This is a genomic window from Curtobacterium sp. PhB170, assembly GCF_003752345.1.
GTDB lineage: Bacteria > Actinomycetota > Actinomycetes > Actinomycetales > Microbacteriaceae > Curtobacterium.
Genome location: NZ_RJUM01000011.1, coordinates 156,144 through 177,931 on the forward strand (window position 1 = coordinate 156,144; position 21,788 = coordinate 177,931).

General features: G+C 72.5%; 17 protein-coding genes and 1 tRNA gene. 3 read left to right on the plus strand and 15 right to left on the minus strand.

Annotated elements, in window-relative coordinates:
• Positions 1–21: 21 nt before the first annotated feature.
• From EDF40_RS11605 to EDF40_RS11625, 5 genes are all read right to left on the minus strand, one after another.
• The gene (locus EDF40_RS11605; protein WP_123339652.1) at positions 22–993 is read right to left on the minus strand and encodes a YafY family protein; all 972 of its coding nucleotides are present in this window, start codon (positions 991–993) and stop codon (positions 22–24) included.
• Positions 986–2,017 carry a YafY family protein gene (locus tag EDF40_RS11610; protein ID WP_123339653.1) on the minus strand — a complete coding sequence of 344 codons (1,032 nt, stop codon included), beginning with the start codon at positions 2,015–2,017 and terminating at the stop codon, positions 986–988. Before EDF40_RS11610 ends, EDF40_RS11605 begins: the two co-directional genes overlap by 8 nt.
• 71 nt (positions 2,018–2,088) lie before the next feature.
• Positions 2,089–3,015: a hypothetical protein gene (locus EDF40_RS11615; RefSeq protein ID WP_123339654.1), complete on the minus strand. Its 927-nt coding sequence runs from the start codon at positions 3,013–3,015 to the stop codon at positions 2,089–2,091.
• Positions 3,016–3,058: 43 nt separating this feature from the next.
• Entirely contained in the window at positions 3,059–4,162 is a 1,104-nt protein-coding gene (locus EDF40_RS11620; protein WP_260212676.1) for a tRNA (adenine-N1)-methyltransferase, read from the minus strand.
• Complete coding sequence (locus EDF40_RS11625) at positions 4,159–4,917, minus strand: HAD family phosphatase (protein WP_260212677.1); 759 nt, start codon at positions 4,915–4,917, stop codon at positions 4,159–4,161. Before EDF40_RS11625 ends, EDF40_RS11620 begins: the two co-directional genes overlap by 4 nt.
• A gap of 247 nt (positions 4,918–5,164) precedes the next feature.
• Here EDF40_RS11625 and EDF40_RS11630 point away from each other — a divergent pair, with 247 nt between their 5' ends.
• On the plus strand, positions 5,165–6,100 hold the full coding sequence (locus EDF40_RS11630; protein WP_123339656.1) for a proteasome assembly chaperone family protein: 936 nt from the start codon (positions 5,165–5,167) through the stop codon (positions 6,098–6,100).
• Between the two features lie 451 nt (positions 6,101–6,551).
• On the opposite strand, the gene mshC is transcribed toward EDF40_RS11630, so the two are convergent.
• Genes mshC through EDF40_RS11645 form a run of 3 tightly spaced genes read right to left on the minus strand, consistent with a single transcriptional unit; the run spans position 6,552 to position 10,000 of the window.
• Complete coding sequence (gene mshC / locus EDF40_RS11635) at positions 6,552–7,796, minus strand: cysteine--1-D-myo-inosityl 2-amino-2-deoxy-alpha-D-glucopyranoside ligase (RefSeq protein WP_123339657.1); 1,245 nt, start codon at positions 7,794–7,796, stop codon at positions 6,552–6,554.
• A complete protein-coding gene (locus EDF40_RS11640; RefSeq protein WP_111083996.1) occupies positions 7,793–8,623 on the minus strand; it encodes an undecaprenyl-diphosphate phosphatase in 831 nt (276 codons plus the stop codon). Before EDF40_RS11640 ends, mshC begins: the two co-directional genes overlap by 4 nt.
• Before the next feature lie 60 nt (positions 8,624–8,683).
• Positions 8,684–10,000: a M20/M25/M40 family metallo-hydrolase gene (locus tag EDF40_RS11645; protein WP_123339658.1), complete on the minus strand. Its 1,317-nt coding sequence runs from the start codon at positions 9,998–10,000 to the stop codon at positions 8,684–8,686.
• 182 nt (positions 10,001–10,182) lie between these two features.
• Between EDF40_RS11645 and EDF40_RS11650 the strand changes: the two genes are divergently transcribed.
• Positions 10,183–10,268 (plus strand) — tRNA-Leu (locus EDF40_RS11650).
• Positions 10,269–10,678: 410 nt separating this feature from the next.
• Here EDF40_RS11650 and EDF40_RS11655 read toward each other — a convergent pair.
• The 6 genes from EDF40_RS11655 to EDF40_RS11680 form a co-directional block, all read right to left on the minus strand.
• Positions 10,679–12,007 (minus strand): NAD(P)/FAD-dependent oxidoreductase, encoded by a 1,329-nt coding sequence (locus EDF40_RS11655; RefSeq protein WP_111083993.1) that lies wholly within the window; start codon positions 12,005–12,007, stop codon positions 10,679–10,681.
• 59 nt (positions 12,008–12,066) lie between these two features.
• Positions 12,067–12,264 carry a hypothetical protein gene (locus tag EDF40_RS11660; RefSeq protein WP_111083992.1) on the minus strand — a complete coding sequence of 66 codons (198 nt, stop codon included), beginning with the start codon at positions 12,262–12,264 and terminating at the stop codon, positions 12,067–12,069.
• Positions 12,265–12,289: 25 nt separating this feature from the next.
• The gene (locus tag EDF40_RS11665; RefSeq protein ID WP_260212678.1) at positions 12,290–14,236 is read right to left on the minus strand and encodes a DEAD/DEAH box helicase; all 1,947 of its coding nucleotides are present in this window, start codon (positions 14,234–14,236) and stop codon (positions 12,290–12,292) included.
• 23 nt (positions 14,237–14,259) lie between these two features.
• Positions 14,260–15,504: a DNA polymerase IV gene (gene dinB / locus EDF40_RS11670; RefSeq protein WP_123339659.1), complete on the minus strand. Its 1,245-nt coding sequence runs from the start codon at positions 15,502–15,504 to the stop codon at positions 14,260–14,262.
• Between the two features lie 37 nt (positions 15,505–15,541).
• A complete protein-coding gene (locus EDF40_RS11675; RefSeq protein ID WP_123339660.1) occupies positions 15,542–17,869 on the minus strand; it encodes an FUSC family protein in 2,328 nt (775 codons plus the stop codon).
• A gap of 390 nt (positions 17,870–18,259) precedes the next feature.
• Positions 18,260–19,453: an acyl-CoA dehydrogenase family protein gene (locus EDF40_RS11680; protein WP_123339661.1), complete on the minus strand. Its 1,194-nt coding sequence runs from the start codon at positions 19,451–19,453 to the stop codon at positions 18,260–18,262.
• A 23-nt stretch (positions 19,454–19,476) separates the two neighbouring features.
• On the opposite strand from EDF40_RS11680, the gene EDF40_RS11685 reads away from it, so the two are divergent.
• A complete protein-coding gene (locus EDF40_RS11685; RefSeq protein ID WP_123339891.1) occupies positions 19,477–20,271 on the plus strand; it encodes an SGNH/GDSL hydrolase family protein in 795 nt (264 codons plus the stop codon).
• Between the two features lie 133 nt (positions 20,272–20,404).
• Here EDF40_RS11685 and EDF40_RS11690 read toward each other — a convergent pair whose 3' ends face one another.
• Positions 20,405–21,787 carry a serine hydrolase gene (locus EDF40_RS11690; protein WP_123339662.1) on the minus strand — a complete coding sequence of 461 codons (1,383 nt, stop codon included), beginning with the start codon at positions 21,785–21,787 and terminating at the stop codon, positions 20,405–20,407.
• Between the last annotated feature and the right edge of the window lies 1 nt (position 21,788).

The window sequence follows — 21,788 nt, forward strand, 5'->3', positions numbered from 1 at the left end:
GTCGGCGGCGGGGCTGCGACGTCAGCTGGCGGCGAGGGCAGCGGCGGCGAAGTCCCGCACCGCGTCCCGCGCGGCGGGCGGGTCGAGCACCACGGCACGGCCGGGCAGCCCCGCGACGAGCCGGACCACACCGTCGAAGCCGTTCGACGCCGCGAGCCGGATGCGCACGCGCGCCTCGGCGTCAGGGGCGTCCGCGGTGTCGGCGAGGAAGTCGGCCACGAGCGGCAGCGACGACGAGTCGAGCTCGACGGTGACGATGACGTCCTCTGCCGACTGCTGGAACAGCGTGTCCGGGATCACCACCTGGTCCGCCGACTTCTCCACCGCACGGTCGTCGACGCGTGCACCGGACATCCGGTCGAGGCGGAAGGTCCGGAGCGCCTGCCGGTCGAGGTCCCAGGCGCGGAGGTACCAGTCGGTGTCGATCGACTCGACGCGGAGCGGGTCGACCCGGCGGGTGCCGCCCTGGGTGCGCGGACCGGCGTACTCGAAGGACAGACCGCGGCCGTCGGCCATCGCACGACGGATCGTTGCCAGGGCGACGTCGTGCAGGTCCTGGCCGACCGCGACCGTCGAGGCGGCACCGCCGGCACCGCGCGACAGCTTCGCCATGAGTGCGCGGATGGCATCGCGGTCAGCGGCCTCGGGCAGCGCCGAGAGGTACTGCAGCCCGGCGATGAGCGCAGAAGCTTCTCGCGCGGACAGTCGGGGCGAGTCGTCGATGGCGACGAGGTTCGTCAGGACGATCATCTCGTTCTGGTCGAAGTCGTCCCAGGCGATGTCGAACAGGTCGCCGTGCTGGTACTGCATCGTCTCGCCGGGGACCCCCGACACCGCGATGAGCTCGACGGCGCGGCGGATGCGGGCCTCGGGGACACCGAAGTGGCGCGCGGCCTCGGCCACCGAGACACGCTCGCGGTCGATCAGGTACGGCACCAGGGCGAGCAGGAAGGCGAGCTTGTCCTGCGCCTGCAGGGGCTGGGCGTCAGCCACGGGCGGACTCCTCTCCGTCGCTGTGGTCGCGCACGAGCGCACGGAGCCGCTCGACGACGCGCAGCCGCAGGTCCTCCGGCTCGAGCACCCGGACCTCGGGTCCGAAGGCGGCGAGTTCCTCGGCCAGGATCTGGGGGTCGACGTGGTGCAGCACGAGTGCGCCGTCGGCGTCGGTCTCGGTGTCACGACGGCGGGCGAGCCGCCGCTCGGCGTCGGAGCCGGGGGTCACCGCGATGCGCGCCGTGCGGGCAGACCAGATCCGCTCGAGCTCGGCGAGCGTGCGCTCCCCCGCGCCCACCGGGGCGGTGTGCTGCCCGACGTCGTACTGCGTGACGGGTCCGACGATGCGCGAGAGCAGGTAGTTCTTGTCCGAGTCCGTGGCGAACTCGCGGGCGGCGAGCATCCAGCGACCGCCGTGCTGCACCAGGGCGAGCGGGGCGAGTTCGCGACGACGGGCCTCGTGCTGGCCCGGCGTGATGTAGTCGAACCGGACGGCGGCACCGCGGTCGAGGGCGGAGCGGAGCGGCTCGAACGCCGCGTCGCGTGCTCGGAGCCGCGGGGCGTACGCGTCGACGCCGAGCTGGAGTGCGCCGTCGTCGTCCTCGGAACCCGCGGACCGGACCTTCAGCAGCCCGCGACGCGAGTCAGCCGACAGCGCGCCTTCGCGCCAGGCCATGGCGGCCAGCGACAGCAGGGCCGACTCGTCCGGGGTGAAGCGGACGTCGACGGGCAGGTCGTACTCGCCCTTCGGGATCCGGTACCGCAGCGTCTGGTTGTTGCCGGCGGCACCCGGTGTCTCGATGGTCTCGAGCGGGATGCCGAGCTCGCGGACGTCGTCCTTGTCGCGCTCGAACTGCCGCTCGAGCGAGGCGTTGTCCCCACCCGGTGTGAACCGCTGGCGGTAGCCCTGCACGTTGGTCAGGATCTCCGCCTTGGTCAGCCCGGACTCCGTCGAGAGCAGCGCGAGCACGAGGCTGAACAGCCGCTCCTCTGCGGGCACACGGGGCACACGGGTCGCTGGCACGAGGCGATCCTACGGCAGCGCGGGTGCACCGGAGTGCACCCGCGCCGCGGTCGGTGGACGGTGTGGGAGCGTCAGCTCGACATCGCTCCGAGCACGTCGATGACGTAGGCGTAGGCGGTGCCCTGCTGGTTCACGACGGCCAGGACCTGGTCGCCGACGTGGTGCCCGACGATGGCGCCCCGCACGCCCTCGTCGACCTGGCCCTTGGTGAGCGGCACGGTCTGCGCACCCGAGCCGTCGGTCCAGCTGGAGCCTGCAACGGACGGGTCAGCGCCCCACGTCACGGCGGTGTACTTGATGACCGCGGTGTCCTTGGCGGTGAGCACGCGACCGGACCCCTTGCGGAGCAGGTGCGTCTCGTTCGACTTCGGCGCGCTCCACGACGGGATCGTGATGCCGGGGGCACCGGACGGTGCGAGCACGACGGCGGGCATCTTGTCGCCGGCGAGCTGCGGGGTGCCGGTCGCGCGGGCGTCGAAGGCCCGCTTGACGTCGATGACGGCGATGACGGCGTCCTCGGTCTTCGTCGACGAGCCGCTGTCGGTGGTCGCGCTGGTGTCCGAGCTGCTGAGGGCGCTCTTCGGCAGTGCGACGGCCAGGCGGTCGCCGACCTGCGCGCACTCGAGCGATTCGCCGAGGGCGCCGTAGTTGCTCGCGCCGGCGGTGATCGGAGCCGTCTGCCCCGAGTACCCGCTGGTCTGCGCGACCTCGCCGGTGGCGCCGTCGACGAGCGTGTACTCGATCAGGACGGGGGTGCCGTCGTCGATGGTGCGGCCGTTGCCCTGCCTCAGGACGGAGACCTGCGTGCCCTTCGTGGTGAGTCCGCTCGGGATCGACACCTTCGGCTCCTTGCCGAACGCGCCGGTGGCGGTCACCGCTTCGGACGCCGCACCGGGTGCGGCGCAGCTCGAGGGGGTGGTGCCGGCGCCGTTCGAGGCGCACGCCGTGAGCGACGCCACGAGACCGATGGTGACCAGGAGTGCGGGGATGGTGCGCACGGACCCTCTTTCCGTTCGATGCAGGACGGGCACGACCGTCAGCCTACCGTTCGCCGTCGGTCGGCTCGGACGCGCTGACGGGTTGGGACCCCTCGGCGGCGGCGGCTGCTGACCCGGCCTCGGCAGCGGCGACCTTGCGGGCCTGCGCCGCCGACTGCCGTGCGACCTTGCGGAGCTTCTTGTCGCTCGTCGCGCGCTCGCCCACGGCGCCGGGGGTCCACGCCTCGATGTCCTCGTCGGAGAACTCGACCTTGCCCGCGCGGCGCTTCAGGTTCGGCAGGACGGTGCCGTCGGCGAGACGACGGGCCGTGATGAGGAACCCGGTGTGCCCGACCATGCGGTGGTCCGGTCGGACGGCGAGCCCCTCGACGTGCCAGGTGCGCACCAGGGTCTCGCTCGGCATCGGGTCGGTGAAGCGGCCGGTGTCGCGCAGGGCCTCGGCCGTGCGGGACAGCTGGGTGACGGTCGCGACGTAGCAGACGATGAGTCCGCCGGGCACGAGGGCGTCGGCTGCGGCGTCGACGCACTCCCACGGCGCGAGCATGTCGAGGACCACGCGGTCGACACTCTGCTCGTCGACGGCGCCGGGCAGCTCCTCGACCAGGTCGCCGACGGTCACCGACCAGTTGTCCGGGACGGCGCCGAGGAACGTCCCGACGTTGCCCTGTGCGATCGCGGCGAACTCCTCGCGACGCTCGAACGACTGCAGCTGCCCCGTCGGACCGATCGCCCGCAGCAGGAACAGGGAGAGGGCACCGGAGCCGACGCCGGCCTCGACCACCCGGGCGCCCGGGAAGACGTCCGCGAACGCCACGATCTGGGCGGCGTCCTTCGGGTAGACGATGGCGGCACCACGCGGCATCGACATCACGTAGTCGTTGAGCAGCGGACGCAGCGCCAGGTACTCGTCGCCCGTGCTGGCCCGGATCACCGAGCCGTCGGGCTGGCCGATGACGTCGTCGTGCCGGAGGACCCCGCGGTGCGTGTGGTACTCGCCGGCGGTCTCGAGGGACAGCGTCGTGAGCTTGCCCTTCGGGCCGGTGAGCTGCACGCGGTCGCCGGCCCGGAACGGGCCACGCGGCGGCGTGTGGGGTGCGCCACCGGCGGTGTGCGGCAGGGCCGCTGTCGGGTCGTCGGTGTGGCTCATCGGGTGACTCCCTCGGTGTCCGCAGCGTGCGCCGGGTCAGGAGCCGGGCCTCCCGTCACGGCAGCGCGCGCGGCCAGCGCCGGCCCCGTCAACTCGACCAGGCGGTCGACGTCGACACCCGACAGGGTGGTCAGGTGCACGTCACCGCCGGCGATCTCGGACAGCGGGACGATGTGCTCCACGGCGACCGTGACGGCGCCGGAGGCGACGGCCGAGGCGACGCCGGTGGCGGAGTCCTCGATCGCGACGCACGCGGTCGGCTCGACACCGAGCTGGGCGGCGGCGGAGAGGTAGGCGTCCGGGTACGGCTTCGGACGGTCGACGTCGTCACCGGCCACGACGACGCGGAACCCGCGCTCGCCCAGTGCCTCGGCGGCGACGAGTGCCATCTTGCGGCGGGACATCGTCACCAGCGCGGTGGGGATGCCGCGGGCGTGGAGCTCCTCGACGAGCTCGCGGGCACCCGGGCGCCACGGCAGCTCACCCGCGCGCAGGTGCTCCATCACGTAGTCGGTCATCCACTGGATGATCTCCTCGACCTCCATGTCGACGCCCTTGGCGCGCAGGAGCTCGCCGGAGCGCTCGAGGCCGGAGCCGACCAGGGACAGGCCGTCCTCGTGGGTCCACTCGGCGCCGTAGCGGTCCGTCAGGTCGACCTGGGAGCGCTGCCAGATCGGCTCGGTGTCGATGATCGTGCCGTCCATGTCCCACAGCACGGCTGCGGGCGGGACGAGGGCAGGAGGATGCGCGGTCACGGGCGACGAGTCTACCGGGGCCGTGCGGCGCGGCGGGCGCGGGCCGTGCACACGGCGGGCGCGGGCCGTGCACACGGCGGGCGCGGGCCGCCCGCCACCGTCGGCGCGGCCGCCTTGCCGTTCCGCTGGGCGCGGACGGGCATGCCCGCGGGCGTCGCCGGGGCCTACAGTGGATGCCTGCATCGTGTCCGGCCGGGTGCCTCGTCGCGCCCGCCCCGCTCCGCTCCACCACCAGGAGGTCCGCTCCGTGCCACAGCACTCCCCCTTCAGCGACGGCCGGTTGCTCGTCGTCGCCTTCGAGGGCTGGAACGACGCCGGCGAAGCCGCGAGCGGACTCGCCCGCCGCATCGTCGAGTCCCTCGGGCTCGACGAGCTTCGCGAGCTCGACGGGGAGCGGTACGTCGACTACCAGTTCAACCGTCCGACCATGGGGTCCGACGAGACCGGCGCCCGCGGGGTGCAGTGGCCCCGCATCGTGCTGCACGGGCCCGGGACCGAGGGCCGTCCGGTCATCGGCGCCACCGGCTCCCCGACCGACCGCGACGTGTTCGTCCTGGTCGGTCCGGAGCCCTCGCGCACCTGGCGCGGCTTCTGCGCCGAGATCATCGACCTCGCCGACGTGTACTCGATCGACGCCGTCGTCTTCGTGGGCGCGATGCTGGCCGACGTGCCGCACACCCGCCCGATCTCGGTCTTCGTGTCGAGCGAGAACGCCGGCGTCCGCACCGCGTTCGACGTCGACAAGTCCTCGTACGAGGGTCCGACGGGCATCCTCGGCGTCCTGGCCGACGCGATGGACAAGGCCGGGCTGACCACGCTGTCGCTCTGGGCTTCGGTCCCGCACTACGTGCACAACTCGCCGTCGCCCAAGGCCACGCTCTCGCTGCTCGACAAGATCGAGGAGCTCACCGACGTCACCGTGCCCCGTGGCACCCTGCTCGACGACGCCACCGAGTGGGAGGACGGCATCGACGCCCTCGCTGCCGACGACGAGGACATGGCGTCGTACATCGGGCAGCTCGAGCAGGCTCGCGACACCGTCGACTCCCCCGAGGCCTCGGGCGACGCGATCGCGCAGGAGTTCGAGCAGTACCTGCGGCGCCGCGAGCACAAGGACGGCAAGGACGGCGGCACCGCTGGTGGCGAGGGGCCCTGGCGGCCCCCGCAGCCGCCCCAGCAGTAGCGCGGGCGTGGCGCGGGCTTCGGCGCGCGCTTCGGCGCGCGCGGTCCTGTTCGCCGAGGTTCCGAAATCTCGGCATCTCGCGCCCTCTCCCAGCGATCCGTGGAACCTCCACGGTACGCGCGCGGCGTGTCGCCGTTGTCTGCTCACGGCCGGTCATGCGGTGTATTCGCGACCGGTCGCCGGACGGGAGGCACGGTGCCAGCCCGCCACGGGCCTCCCGTCCGTCGCCGGGTCGCGCCCAGCGCCCCCAACACGCCCAGCGCGCCCGGCCGGTCCCACCGAGGTTCCGAGATCTCGGAACCTCGGGGCCGCAAGGTGCCGCCTGTGGAACCTCGGCAGCGCGCACGCGGCGTGTTGTGGAACCTCGGCGAACCCGGCCGGGCGTGTCAGCGCCAGCCCCAGCGCCAGACCCCAGCCCGAGCCCCGGCAATCCCAGCCGGCCGGCCCGAGCTCAGGCCAGACTGATGCCGAGCAGTGCGTCGATCAGGTCGGCGAGCTCCGGCGTGCACGCCGTGCCCCCGGCGATCGCAGTGTCGACCGCGGCGACCGCGCCCGGCGTGTCGAGGTCGTCGGAGACCCGCGCTCGGATCCGGGACGCCACGTCGGCCGCGTCGTCGGCGTGCCCCGCAGTCGCACCTGAAGCCCAGGCGTCCCAGGTCGCGAGGCGCGTCGTGGCACTCGTGAGCTCGGCGTCGAACCACTCCCAGTCGTCGGAGTACTTGTGCGACAGCAGCGCGAGCCGGATCGCGCGGGGGTCCGCGCCGTCGTCGAGCAGCCCGCGCACCGTGACGAGGTTGCCGAGCGACTTCGAGATCTTCGTGCCCTGGTAGGCGATCATCCCGGTGTGCACGAACGCGTGCGCCAGGGGCTGGTGCGCCAGGGCCGCTGCGTGTCCCGCGCTCATCTCGTGGTGCGGGAAGACGAGGTCGCTGCCGCCGCCCTGCACGCTGATCGGCAGGCCGAGACGGTCGCCGGCGATGACGCTGCACTCGATGTGCCAGCCGGGCCGGCCGGGGCCGATCTCGGAGTCCCAGCTCGGCTCACCGTCACGGGCCGCACGCCAGAGCAGCGGGTCGAGCGGGTCGCGCTTGCCGGGGCGCTCCGGGTCGCCGCCGCGCTCGGCAGCGAGCGTGAGCATGGTCTCGCGGTCCAGGCCGCTCTCGTCGCCGAGCGACCACGCGTCGGTGGGGTGGTTCACGTCGAAGTACAGGTCGTCGCCCTCGGCGTCCGGGGTGGGGACCTCGTAGGCGGAGCCGGTCTCCTGCAGGAACGCGACGGCCTCGGCGACGCGGTCGACCTCGTCGGTGACGGCCACGAAGTCGTCGGGCGGCAGGATCCGGAGCGACTCCATGTCGCGACGGAACAGGTCGATCTGCGACGCGGCGAGCTCGCGCCAGTCGATGCCGTCGCGGGTGGCGCGCTCGAGCAGCGGGTCGTCGACGTCGGTGACGTTCTGCGCGTACTCGACGTCGAGGCCGGCGTCGCGCCACGCGCGGCCGAGCGTGTCGAACGCCAGGTAGGTCGCCGCGTGCCCGAGGTGGGTGGCGTCGTACGGGGTGATCCCGCAGACGTACAGGGCAGCGCGCTCGTCGCCCTGCGTCGGGTCGACCGGCTTCCCGGTGGCGGTGTCGTGCACGACGGGCCGCGGCGCTGCGCCGGGGACGTCGGGGACGGATGGGGCCTGCCAGGCCCTCACGGCTGGATCACTCCGAGCGACAACAACACGATGAGAACGATACCGAGTGCGATGCGGTACACGACGAACGGCATGAAGCTGCGCTTGCTGATGTAGTTCATGAACGCCGCGATCACCACGAACCCGACGACGAAGGCCACCACCGTCGCGATGAGCGTGTCGGCGAGTCCGAACGGCGCTCCGTGGTCACCCAGGCTCGTCGCGGCCTCGTACAGACCGGACAGGAACACCGCGGGGACGGCCAGCAGGAACGCGAACCGTGCCGCGGCCGGTCGTGTGTACCCGAGCGCGAGCCCCATCGACACGGTCGCGCCCGAGCGGGAGACCCCGGGGACGAGTGCGAGCACCTGCGCGAGCCCGATCAGGATGCCGCCACCGAAGGTCATGTGCTCGATCCGACGCTCCTTGCGGCCGACGACATCGAGCACACCGAGCACGATGCCGAAGACGATGAGCACGATCGCGACGATCCAGAGCGAGCGGAACGTGGTCTCGATGGAGTCCTTCAGCAGGAGCCCGGCGATGCCGATCGGGATGGTGCCGAGGATCACGAGCCACCCGAGACGCACGTCGGGGTCGCCCTTCGGGACGTCGCGCCGGAACACGGAACGGAACCACCGCCCGATGATCCGGGTGATGTCCTTCCAGAAGTAGATGAGCACCGCGGTCTCGGTGCCGAGCTGCGTCACCGCGGTGAAGGCAGCGCCCGGGTCCTTCGCGTCGGGCAGGAACAGCCCGACGATGCGCAGGTGCGCGCTGGAGGACACCGGCAGGAACTCGGTGAGCCCCTGGACGAAGCCGAGGAAGATCGCCTCGAGGATGTGCACGCACGGGCCTTTCGGGGGAGGTCGGTCAGGACACCGCCACGCAGGCGACCATGAACAATATCAGTACGTGGCCAGGAGGTCCCCGAGAACACGCCGACCGAAGGCCAGTGAGTCGAGCGGCACCCGCTCGTCGACACCGTGGAACATCGCCGGGAAGTCCACGCCGGCGGGCAGCTGCAGCGGCACGAAGCCGTACCCGGCGATCCCGAGCGTCGACAGCGCCTTGTTGTCCGTGCCGCCGGACAGCAGGTACGGCAGCACCGGGGCGCCCGGGTCGTGGCGGCCGAGGACGTCGCGGACGGCGTCGACGAGCGGTCCGCCGAAGTCCTGCTCGAGACCGATGTCGCGGAAGGACATCACGACCTCGACCTCGTCACCGGCGAGCTCCCGCACACGCGCCAGCACCGACTCTTCGTGACCGGGCAGGCAGCGGATGTCGACGAGCGCCTCGGCCGTGTCCGGGATCACGTTGTGCTTGTAGCCCGCGGTCAGGACCGTCGGGTTCGTCGTGGTGTGCAGTGCGGCGTGGATGAACCGCGAGGCCGACCCGGTCGCGAGCGCGACCTCGTCCGGGCCCGTCACGGTCGGGTCGACGCCCAGGAACCGAGCGACCTCGGCGACCATCGCGTCCGTCGTGGCCGACAGACGCACCGGCCACTCCTCGCTGCCGATCCGGGCGACCGCCGCGGCGAGCTTCGTCACGGCGTTGTCGCGGATGACGTGCGAACCGTGCGCAGCAGTGCCGCGGGCGATGAGCTTGATCCACATCAGCGCCTTCTCGCCCGTCTGCAGCAGGTAGGCGCGACGGTCGCCGAGGGTGATCGAGTACCCGCCCACCTCGCTGATGGCGGCGCTGGCCCCGGCGAAGACCTCGGGGTGGTGCTCGACGACGTGGTGCGAGCCGAGCACTCCCCCGGCTTCCTCGTCGGCGAAGTACGCGATCACGAGATCCCGCTCGGGAGCCCCCTGCGCCGCGATGACGTCCGACAGCGACGTGAGCATCATCGCGTCCATGTTCTTCATGTCGACGGCGCCCCGCCCCCACAGCGAGCCGTCCTTGACGACACCGCCGAAGGGGTCGACCGACCAGTTCGCCGGATCGGCCGGCACGACGTCGAGGTGCCCGTGCACCACGAGGGCCGGCTTGTCACGATCGCGGCCGGGCACCCGCGCGACGACACTGACGCGATCCGGCTCGGACTCGAACAACTGCGGCTCGAGGCCCAGCCCGCGCAACTTGTCCTCGACGTAGTGCGCCGCCTCGGTCTCGCCGCGCGACTTCCCCTCGCCCCAGTTCGTGGTGTCGATGCGGATGAGGTCGCGCGCGATCGCCGCGGTGGCCTCGAGCTCGGTCGCGGTCGGCTCCGGGTTCGTCATGCCACCACGGTATCGGTCCGCACCGACGCGCCCCGGCCCGGTGACGCCGCGGGACGCCTCGCGACGCCGCCGGCTGGACGCGCCCGGGATGCGCGGCCGTGTTCATCGGGCGTTCAGACCCGTGCTAGTGTTTTCTCTCGGCAGGGACGCCGGGGAAACCCGGGGAAATCGCCACACATCCAGTCCGGATGGCGGAATTGGTAGACGCGCTAGCTTGAGGTGCTAGTGCCCGTATTAGGGCGTGGGGGTTCAAGTCCCCCTTCGGACACAGAAACATGCAGTGCCCCCTGACCTTTCGGTCCGGGGGCATTTTCTGTTGCATCTCCCGGCGAGTGCCGCCATCGCTGCGCTCAGGGCGTCACCGCCTCGGCCAGTTCGCTGCGCTCACGGCCAGGGGTGGGGGCGCGGACAGCTCGCTGCGCTCACGGCCACCGCCAGCTCGCTGCGGTCTCGGCCGGGCGACAAGATCGACGTCGTACGACATCGATGGTGTCGCAACGGCGCCGGCGCAACGGTTGCCGGCGCGTGCCGACGACATCATCGACGTCGTACGACATCGATGGCGTCGTTGCGGGTCGGGTCGGGCCGGGTCGGGGCGTGGGTTGCGGCGCACGCACAGACGGACGGGAGGCGCGGTGCCAGCTGGCACCGCGCCTCCCGTCCGTCAGGTGGTTGCGTCTAGCTCTTCGACGCCTCGACGAAGTTGCGGCGCGGGTCCGTCTCCTTGATGAGCGAGGTCGCGTCGCGGCCCGAGACGGCACCGGTGACCCAGCCGATGACGATGCGCGCCTTGCGGTTCAGCGTCGGCATCGCGTACACGTGGTAGGCGCGGTGGGCGAGCCAGGCCAGCAGGTTCGTCATCTTGATGCCCTTGATGTTCGCGGCACCCTTGGCGACGCCGTACGAGGCGACCGTGCCGATCGAGGGGTGGCGGTACTCCTCGAGGGGCTTGCCGGTGATCGTCGCGACCACGTTGTCCGCCGCGACGACGGCCTGGCGGACCGCGTTCTGCGCGTTCGGCGGGTAGAACGCCGGCTGCTTGTCGGCGGTCAGGTCGGGCACCTGTGCGACGTCACCGAGACCCCAGACACCGGGGACGACCTCGTGCGTGTCCTCGGCCTCGACCTGGAGCTTCGCGTTGGCGGCGAGGTGCCCCTTCGGTCCGCGGGGCAGGTCGGAGGCGTCGAGCAGCGGGTTCGGCTTCACGCCGGCGGTCCAGACGAGCAGCCCCGTGGGGATCTCGTCGCCGTCGGAGAGCTTGACGATGCCGCCCTCGGCGCTCGGCATGGTGGTCTTCAGGCGCACGTCGATGCCGCGGGCGCGGAGCGACTCGAGCGTCCACTTGGACAGCTCCGGGCCGACCTCGGGCGCGACACGGTCGAGCGCGTCGATGAGGATCCAGCGGGGCTGCTCCCCCGCGAGCGACGGGTAGGTCTTGATGGCGGCCTGCGAAACGTCGAACAGTTCGCCGATCGCCTCGACGCCGGTGTAGCCACCGCCGACGAAGACGCTGGTCAGCAGACGACGACGCTCGTCCTCGTCACGGGTGGCAGCGGCCTTGGCGATGTTGTCGAGGAGCTTGGCGCGCACGTAGGCGGCCTCTTCGACGCTCTTGAAGCCGACGCCGTACTCCTCGAGCCCGGGGGTCGGGAAGGTGCGGGTGACCGAGCCGAGCGCGACGACGAGCTGGTCGTAGCCGAGCGTGCGGTCGTCGCCACCGGCGGTCGCGATCGAGACGGTCTTGTCCTTCGACGAGATGCCGGTGACCTTGCCCTGGATGACGCGGGTCTTGCGGAGCGCACGGCGCAGCTCGACGGTCACGTCCTTCGGGGCGATGTGGCCGCCGGCGACCTCGGGCAGGAACGGCAGGTACGTGTAGTAGGTGTTCTGGTCCACGAGCGTGATGCGCATGGGCACGGTCGCGGCGTGCTTCTGCAGCTGCTTGACGGTGCTGTAGCCAGCGGAGCCGCCGCCGAGGACGAGGACGTGAGGGATCGAGTCTGCCATTCCTCCGGTCTACCGGATACGGGCCGTCAACGTCATGAACGCCGCACTTCCTGAGCGAATCAGCGCTCTCGGAGTCGCCACCAGGCCGTCTCGGCGAGGTCGAGGCCCATGTAGACCCCGTGCGGGGTGCGCCGGGACTCGGTCAACGAGAACCGTCGCAAGCGGTAGCCACCACCGAACCGGTCGATGATCGCCTCTGGGGAGGACTCCGCGTCGCGCTTGACGTACCAGGTGCGGTCGTCGACGGACTCGATCACGGGCGGACCGCCCGGACCGGACCCGTCACCGGCGCCCGCCGATGCGGGAGCGCAGGACGTCGATGCGCTTCTGGATCTGCTCGATGCTCGCCTGTGCCACGGCCGGCCCACCGCTGATGCGCCGGAGTTCGGCGTGGATGGAGCCGTGCGGCTCGTTGGAGTGCCGGGACCAGATCGACACGAGGCGCGCGAGCTCGGTCCGCTGCTCCTTGATGGTCATGTACATCGGGCGGTTCTCGGGCTCGGCGGCCTTCGGTTGGCCGTCCTTGACCGCCCGGCCCTTGGAGCGCTTCGCCTGGGTCGCCTGGCGCGCCCGGAGCAGGTCGCGCACCTGGTCGGGTTCGAGGAGTCCCGGGATGCCGATGAAGTCGAGTTCCTCGAGCGACCCGACCTCGCCGCCGGTGCCGAACTCACCGCCGTCGTAGAGGACGCGGTCGAACGACGCCTGCGAGTCGAGCGCCTCGAACGGCTGGACCTCGAGCAGGCTCTCGGACGCGCGGTCTTCCTTGTTGGCCTCGGCCACCATCGCGTCTTCGGGGTTGTACATGCCGTCGTCGGCGCCCTTCGGACGGTCGAGGGCGTGGTCGCGTTCGAGCTCGAGCGTCGCCGCGAGTGCCATCAGTCCGGGCACGCTCGGCAGGAACACCGAGGCGGTCTCGCCACGACGCCGAGCACGCACGAAGCGGCCGATCACCTGGGCGAAGAACAGCGGGGTGCTCGCGCTCGTGGCGTACACGCCGACGCAGAGCCGCGGGACGTCGACGCCTTCGGACACCATGCGCACGGCGACCATCCACCGCGAGGTGTCGTCGGCGAACGCGCTGATCCGGCTGGACCCGGCGGCTTCGTCGGACAGGACGACCGTCGGCCGTTCCCCGGTGATCTGCTGCAGGATCCGGGCGTAGGCGCGGGCCGTGGTGGTGTCCGTCGCGATGACCAGACCGCCGGCGTCGGGCACGCCACGGCGCACCTCGGTCAGGCGCTTGTCGGCGGCGGACAGCACGGCCGGCATCCACTCACCCTCGGGCGACAGCGCCGTGCGCCAGGCCTGTGCGGTGATGTCCTTCGTGACCTGTTCGCCGAGGGAGGCCGACATCTCGTCGCCCATCCGCGTCTTCCAGCGCATCTGGCCGGCGTAGGCCATGAACAGCACCGGTCGGACGACGCCGTCCTTGAGCGCGCGGCCGTAGCCGTAGTTGTAGTCGGAGATCGAGGTGCGGATGCCCTGCTCGTCGGGGGCGTACTGGACGAACGGGATCGGCGCGGTGTCGGACCGGAACGGCGTGCCGGACAGCGAGAGCCGTCGGGTGGCACCGGAGAAGGCTTCCCGGATGCCGTCGCCCCAGGTGAGCGCGTCGCCGCCGTGGTGGACCTCGTCGAGGACGACGAGGGTGCGCCCGCCCTCGGTGATCTTCTTGTGCACCTCGGGGTTCATGCCGACCTGGGCGTACGTGATCGCGACGCCTTGGTAGTGCCGGCCGAACATGCCGTCGCCGTTCTTGAACATCGGGTCGATGCGGATGCCCACGCGGTCGGCGGAGTCCGCCCACTGCCGCTTCAGGTGCTCGGTGGGGGCGACGACCACGATGCGGTCGACGGTGCCGCGCGCCAGCAGCTCGGTGGCCAGGCGGAGCGCGAACGTCGTCTTGCCGGCGCCGGGCGTGGCGGCCGTGAGGAAGTCACGCGGCTCGGACTCGAAGTACTTCGTGAGGGCTTCGACCTGCCAGGCGCGGAGCTTGGAGGCGGTGCCCCACGCGGCTCGGTCCGGGAACGCGGGCGACAGGTGCTGGACGGCCGAGTTGCCGGCTGCTTCGGCCAGGGCGGCCGCGTCGGCTTCGTCCCGTGCCACGGCGTCGGCGTCCGCCGATGACTGCGCGGACATCGACGACGAAGACGTCGACGACGTGTGGTCGTCCCCTGACTCGGCCCACAGCGTGGCGGGCTGCTGCTGTTCGTACTCCGCTGCGCTCACTGGACCTGATTCTACCGCCACCGTCAGTCCTGCCTGGCGTGCGGGACGTGGCCGTCGGGAGTCCGGCGGACCAGGGATGCCGGTCGCAGCACGCCTGCGCCGAAGCGCGCGGCGACCGCGTCGACCGTGGTCTCGGTCTCGCGCCACGGCGCGTCGTCGTCCCACAGCGCGTTGCTCGCGGCGGCCGGCACGAGGTTCTCGCCCCGGACCCCGATGAGCCGGATCCGGTTGCCCGGTCGGTGCAGCACGTCGTACAGCTCGACGGCTTCGCGGTGCAGCCGCTTGGCGACGTCCGTGGGCTCGGCGAGGGTGCGCGACCGGGTCAACGTGGTGAAGTCGGTGTAGCGGACCTTGAGCGCCACGGTGCGGGCCTGCACGTCGGCGTGGCGCAGGCGGACGGCGACCTTGTCGGCGAGGCGCAGGAGCTCGCGCGCGACGTCGTCCCGCTCGGTCAGGTCGTGGCCGAACGTGACCTCGTGCCCGATGGACTTCTCGCCCACGCCGGTGTCGACCACGCGTGGGTCGCGCCCCCAGGACAGGTCGTGCAGGCGCTGGCCACCGGCCGGCCCGAGCGCGGACACGAGCGACCCGAGCGGCGTGTTCGCCAGGTCGCCGACGGTGCGGATGCCGCGGCGCTCGAGGGTCTCCTGCGTCTTGCCGCCCACACCCCACAGCGCCGAGACCGGCTGCGGGTGCAGGAACGCGATGGTGTCGGCCGCGGGCACGACGAGCAGCCCGTCCGGCTTGGACCGGCTCGACGCGAGCTTCGCCACGAACTTGGTCGACGCGGCGCCGACCGAGCAGTGCAGGCCCGTCTCGGCGTGGACCGCGCGCCGGATGGCCCGGCCGATCTCCCACGGCGTGCCGTAGAGCCGGAGCGCGCCGGCGACGTCGAGGAACGCTTCGTCGATGCCGAGCCGTTCGACCCGCGGCGTGAACCGGTCGAAGATCGCCATCACCGCGGCGGACTGGTCGCGGTACTTCTCGAAGTGCGGCTCGACGATGATCGCGTTCGGGCAGCGGCGCTTCGCGATGGCCATCGGCATGGCGGAGTTCACGCCGTACCGACGGGCTTCGTAGGTGGCAGCGGTGACCACGGAGCGGTCGGAGTCGTGGCCGACGATGACCGGCAGACCCACCAGGTCGGGTCGGTCGAGCAGTTCGACGGAGGCGAAGAAGGCGTCCATGTCGACGTGCAGCACGGTCGCCGAGACGTCGTCCACCGGTGCGTCGGAGACGAGCCGGTTGCTTCCGTCCTGCTTGCTCACACCGAGATGATGCCAGGGACCACCGACATCGCCGGGCTCAGCGTGCGCCGGTGGCCGCCGAACGCGTGGCGGTCTCGCCGAGCACGGTCGCCCGGTGCCGGTCGGCCAGCAGCGCGAGCGCCTCGTCGATGCGGCCCAGCGCGTGCGCCGCGACCTCGACGGTCTGCTGGTCCGGACGACCCGCCGCCGCGGCCACCGCCGTGTCGAGCTGGTCGCCGACCCGCGCCCAGACCGGCGCCGGCGCGGCGGACCGGGGCCCGGCCACGATGCCGTCGGCCAGGTCCGCGATCGACGCGGCGAGGCGGTGGGCGGCACCGACCAGGGCGGCGGGCGGGTCCTGCGGGGGCGAGCCGAGCCTCCCGGCCGCCTCGCGCGCGAACGTCGCCGCCGCCTGCAGGGACGTCCGGGTCCTGGCATCCGCGCGGGCGGGTCCGCCCGTCGGGAACCGCACCATCGGGCGCAGGACGGCGTCCAGCTGGTAGGTGGCCGCGTCGACGGCGCGCGATCGTGCGCGCAGGTCGGGTGCGGCGGCGTCGGTGGCCGTGTCGGCGGACCGGGAGGCCCGGTTCCCGCCCGCACCGTCGGTCGCGTCCGCCTCGGCGTCCGCATCGACCCCGACCAGCGCGAGCACGAACGCCCGGACCGCGGTCAGCTGCCGGCGCACGGCCCGTCGGATGACGGCCCGGGTGGCGATCGGGAAGACGACGGCGCTCACGAGCACGGCGACCGCGGCGCCGAGCAGGTTCTCGGCGAGTCGGATCGGGATGAGCGAATCCGTGAAGCTGCCGGAGAACGCGTACACCTGGCAGAGGACGACGACCAGGCACGCGACCCAGACCGAGTAGACGCCGCCGAAGCCGTACGTGCCGACCGCGAGCAGGACGCAGACGAGCACGAGCGTGAACCAGGGGTGCGCCGTGCCGACGACGTGCACGAGGACGATGCCGACGGCGCCGCCGACGACCGTGCCGACGGCGCGGTGCAGGCCCTTGCGGACCCGCTCGTGCGTGGTGTTGGTGCCGGCGAGGACGATCATCACGCCGATCACGCCCCAGTAGAACCGGGGGCCGTCGAGCAGGAGCGCGAGAGGCTCGACGATCGCGACGGCGATCGCTGCGTGCACCGCGGTGCGCAGTGAGACGGAGAGTCGCCAGCGGCGCCAGGGGCCGTCGGCGACGGTGTCGGCCAGCACCGGCACCGCTCCGGCAGGACGCCCGCCGGCCAGGACGACGGGCGTGACGAAGGGTGCCGCCAACGCGACGCCGTCGCCGCGGCGCGGCAGTTCGTCGCGGAGCTCGCGCCACCGCAGCCCGGCGTCCTGCAGGTCGGTGAACTCGGCGGCCATCCGACGGACGACGGCCGTCGTGCGCGAGCCGGGGTCGCCGGCGGACGCCGTGATGCCGTACCGGGCGAGCAACGTCCGTGCCGCGTCCTCGCCGTGCCCGCCGCCGTGGCGCAGGACGATCGTGACAGCACGGAGCGCGGCGTGCCGGACGTCCGACGGCGCGCCGTGCTCGACGAGGGCACCGGCACCGCGCCCGAGCTCGTCGACCGCGAAGTGCGTGTCGAACACGAGCCGGTGGAGTTCCTCCGCCGTGGTGTCGGCGTCCACCCCGCTCGCGGCGAGCATCCCGTCGACCGTCAACGCGATCTCGTGGTACCGGTCGCGGCTGCGGCGGAGGCGGCGCAGCGTGCGGCGTCGTGCGGCCGGGTCGTCCGCCGCGGCGAGGACGGCGGCAGCGGCCTCGAGCACGGCCGAGCCACGGGCGACGAAGCCACGGCGGGTGCGCAACAGGGCACGGTGCGCGTCCGGTCGGAGCACCAGGCGGACCAGGATCGTCGCGGCGAGCGAGGCGGCCACGACGAGGCCGAGCGGCACGACGCTCGTCTCGGGCAGCGGGAGGAGCAGCCCGCACAGGTACCCGGCGAACCCGACGATCGCGGCGTCGGCGGCCCACGCGCCCCACGCGGCTGCGGCGAACTGCAGGAACAGCAGCACGACGATGAGCACGAGCTCGAGGAGCCGGAACGGCTGCAGGGCGATGCTGCCGGCCAGGGCGACGACGAACGGCACGAGGACGGCTCCGGTGCGGGCAGCCGTCCGGCCGGTGCTCGGATCGACGATGACGAGGCAGGTGATGAACGCGGGCATCGCGCCGATCATCACGCCCAGGATCGCGGGCAGGCCGAACGCGGTCGCGACGGCGTACCCCACGGCCATGCCGGCGGGCACCGCGACCAGGTTGCGGAGGGCGCCGTCGGTCTTCACGAGCCCGGGGTCGAGCGCGAGGACCGCGTCGGCCAGTCGCCGGGAGCGGGTCCGTCGACGGGGAGCGGTCCGGTTCGTGGTGTCGGTCCTCGGCACGAGTCGGCCGCCTCCTCTGCGCTCGGGAGGCCAATCGTACCGGATGCTAACTATCCGGTCGTGCGGGCGGCGGCCGCACGGTGCGGCCTTCGGCGCTCGGTGCGAGGTTGATCGCTCGGTGCGGCGCTACAGGGCCGCACGAGGCGAGCAACCTCGCACGGGCTCACAAGTCCCGCACCGTGCGACCGTCGCCCTGGCCCCGGAGCACCGTGCCACCGTCGCCGATCCGTGCCGGGTTGATCGCTCCGTGCGGCACTACAGGGCTGCACGAGGCGGGCAACCTCGCACGGACTCACGCGCTCTGCACCGTGCGACCGTCGCACCGCACCGTGCGACCGTCGCACCGCACCGGGCCGGGCGCGCGACCGCTCCAGGCCGCGCGCGACCGCGTCAGGCGGGCGGGCCGAGCACCGACGCCGCGAGCGTGCGCGCCGCCGAGTCCCGCGACGACGGGTGGTACTGGCCGGCCCGGACGTCGCGCGCCAGGCGGGCGATTTCGCTCGAGGACCGGAACGCCGAGCCCCCGACCACCCGCATGGCCTCGTCCACCACGTGCTGCGCGGTGTCCACCGCCCGCGCCTTCGTGCCGACGAGCAGCGGGAACCAGCGGGTGCCGAGGTCGTCCTGTTCGTCCACCGAGCGGGCGAGCGCGTCGACCTGCAGGGTGATCGCGTCGACTGCGCCGCGCAGCTCCGCGATCGCACGCCGGACGTCCGGGTCCTGCGACCGGAGCGAGCCGTCGGCCGCGACGCGACGTCCGACAGCAGACACCGCCAGCGTGATCGCGCGTTCGGCGATCCCGACGTACACCGAGGCGATGAGCAGCTCGAAGGCCGCGAAGACCCCGAACACGAGCGGGTCCTGGTTCGGCCCGACCGGCAGCGACCGCACGATGCGGTCGGCGGGGACGTGCACTCCGTGCAGCTTCGTCGTGCGGCTCTGCGTGGCCCGCATGCCGAGGGTGTCCCAGTCGTCCAGGTGCTCGACGTCGCCGTCGGACCGGAGCACGAAGCCGTGCACCAGCCGCGGTTCCGGACCCGACTCGTCCTTGCCGAACACGCTCAGGACGTCCCACGCCGGTGCGAGCGAGGTGGAGACCTTGGTACCGGTGAAGCGGTACCCGCCGTCGCCGTCCGGCTCCGCCGTCGTCGACGAGTCGAACAGGACGGCGTCGTTGCCGGGTTCGCTCACCCCGAAGGCCAGCAGGTGGTCGTCCGACGCGTGGTCGGTGACGGCCTGGAGGAACGACTCACCCCGCGCAGTCACGGCGCGCGCCGCCTGCACCCACACCTGGTGCATCCCGAGGCCGAGTGCCGTCGCCGGTGCGGCCTGGGCGAGGGTCCGCTGCACGGTGGCCGTGGCGCGGAGTCCGAGACCGGAGCCACCCCGCTCCACCGGCACCCCGATGCGCAGGTAGCCCGCAGCGCGGAGTTCCTCGAGGTCCTCGGCGCAGAACGCGTTCGCGGTGTCGTACCCGGGGGCGCGTTCGGCGATGCGAGCGAGCAGGTCGTCCGGCACGGTCCAGGCGGCTGAGTCCGTGCCGGCGTCCGCGCCGGCGGCTGCGCCCGTGTTGGCCTTCGTCATGGCACGAGACTATGGTCCGGAGCGTGTCAGATCGTCATCCGTGGTCCAGGTACGTCGCGATCGGTGACTCGTTCACCGAGGGGATCGGCGACCCCGACCCCACCGTGCCCGGGGGAAACCGGGGCTGGGCGGACCGAGTGGCCGAGGTGCTCGCCCACGGGTCCGACGACTTCGCGTACGCCAACCTGGCGATCCGCGGGCGACTGCTGCAGCAGATCATCGACGAGCAGGTGGAACCGGCGCTCGCGCTCCGTCCGGACCTGGTCACGGTGTCCGCCGGGGGCAACGACATCATCCGGCCGGGCTCCGATCCGGACGAACTCGCCGAGCGGGTGGACGCCATGGTGTCGCGCCTGCGGAGCGACGGCGCCACCGTGGTGCTGTTCACCGGGCCCGACGTCGGCATGACGCCGGTGCTCGGCATGGTGCGCGGCAAGACGGCGATCTACAACGAGAACCTGCACGCCATCGCCCTGAAGCACGGCGCGCTGGTAGCGGACATGTGGGCGCTCCGAGTGCTCCGCGACCCGCGCATGTGGGCACCGGACCGACTGCACCACTCGCCCACGGGGCACGCCACGATCGCCGCCGCGGTGCTCGACGCCCTCGGCGTGCCGCACGGCCTCGAGCCGTTCAACCCCGAACCGCTCGAGGCGCGGCCGTGGCGTGAAGCCCGCGCCGAGGACCTCGGCTGGGCGAAGGAGCACCTGGTGCCGTGGGTCGTCCGGCGCATCAAGCACACCTCGTCGGGCGACGGTGTCTCCGCCAAGCGCCCCGAGCTGCAGGACGTCGTCGAGCACAAGTCCGACACCCCGTAGCCGGTCGACGCCGAACCGAGTCCGCACGCCTCCCCGGCCGCGCCCCACCGCGGTCATCGCGCCCCGACTCCCCAGGGCGCGATGACCGCACGGGGGCGCGAACCGCGACGTACGCACCCTATGTCGGCACAGGTCAGTCGGCGGGCCGGTGCAACGTCAGTGGGCCGTCGTGCAGCGGCTCGGTCTCCCACTTCGTCCCGACCGTGCCCGCGTCGAGGTCGACGCGCAGGTGCAGCAGGTGCGGTGTCTCCACGAAACGGAGCGCGACGAGCACGGTGCCGTCCGACTGGGTCGCGGCGCTCGCTGCGAGGGCGCCCTCGACGGCCCACTCCCCCTCGCCGACCGGCACCGACGCCGACGCTCCGTCGGCCGACACGGACAGCCGGATTCCGTGGGCCCCGCGGTCGAAGCCCACGGCGTCGAGCGCCGCACCGGGCAGCACCCGGAGTGCACGACCGGCCACGTGCTCGGGGAGCGGGCCGCCGCTCACCGGAGGCAGCCCCAGGGAGGCGAGCCGTGCCTCCAGAGCGGTGTCCGCACCCGTGTCGGCGGGACGGTCGACGGCGGGCAGCAGGTGCTGCCAGGCAGCGTCGAGGACCGCCTGCATGTCGAGGCTCTGTCCGGTGATCGCGAGGACGACGTCCTGCTCCGGCAGGACGACGCAGAACTGACCGTAGGCGCCGTCGCCGCGGAAGCCGTGACGGGCCATCCAGAACTGGAAGCCGTAGCCCTGCGACCAGTCCGGGTTCTCCTCGTCGAGGTTGTCGATCTGCTTGCGCGTGGCGGCCGCGACCCAGTCCTCGTCGAGGATCCGCTCGCCCTCCCAGACGCCGCGCTGCAGGTACAGCTGCCCGAGCGCGGCCACCGCCGACGTCGTGGTGTAGCAGCCGCTGAAGCCGAGCTCGCCGCCGGACTCGTCGCGGCGCCACGCCAGGTCGTCGATGCCGAGCGGGTCGAGCAGCCGGGGACGCAGGTAGTCGACCAGCGAACCGCCGCTGACCCGCCGCACGATCGCGGCGAGCGTGTACGTGCACGGCTGGTTGTAGGTGAAGAGCGAGCCGGGCTCCTCGTCGGGCGGCAGCAGCAGGAAGCCGCGCACGACGTCCATGCGGTCGAGCTCACGGGCCCGGTCGATGGCGTCCTCGCGGTGCCCGCTCGCCATCGCGAGCAGGTGCCGGACCCGGATGCGGCGGCTGCGTTCGTCCGTGATCTCGTCGTCGAGTTCGGGGAAGTACGACAGCGCGGTCGCGTCGAGGTCGATCAGGCCCTCGCGCACGGCGATGCCGACGGCCGCTGCGGTGAAGCTCTTGCTGAGCGAGTAGAGCAGGTGCACCCGGTCGGCCGCGTACGGCTGCCACCACCCCTCGGCGGCGACTTGGCCGTGGCGGAGCAGCATCAGGCTGTGCGGCTCGACGCCGGGGGTCGACTCGAGGGCGTCGACGAACGCGAGCACACCGCGGGCGTCGATGTCGAGGGCGGAGGGGGTGGTCCGGGGGAACGTCTTCGTCGTCGTCACC

What these genes read in the sequence shown, in the direction of transcription:
- EDF40_RS11645 (WP_123339658.1), bottom strand. Translation starts at nt 10,000, where the DNA reads ATGACGAACCCGGAGCCGACCGCGACCGAGCTCGAGGCCACCGCGGCG.
- EDF40_RS11680 (WP_123339661.1), bottom strand. Translation starts at nt 19,453, where the DNA reads ATGACGAAGGCCAACACGGGCGCAGCCGCCGGCGCGGACGCCGGCACG.
- EDF40_RS11620 (WP_260212676.1), bottom strand. Translation starts at nt 4,162, where the DNA reads ATGAGCCACACCGACGACCCGACAGCGGCCCTGCCGCACACCGCCGGT.
- EDF40_RS11655 (WP_111083993.1), bottom strand. Translation starts at nt 12,007, where the DNA reads ATGGCAGACTCGATCCCTCACGTCCTCGTCCTCGGCGGCGGCTCCGCT.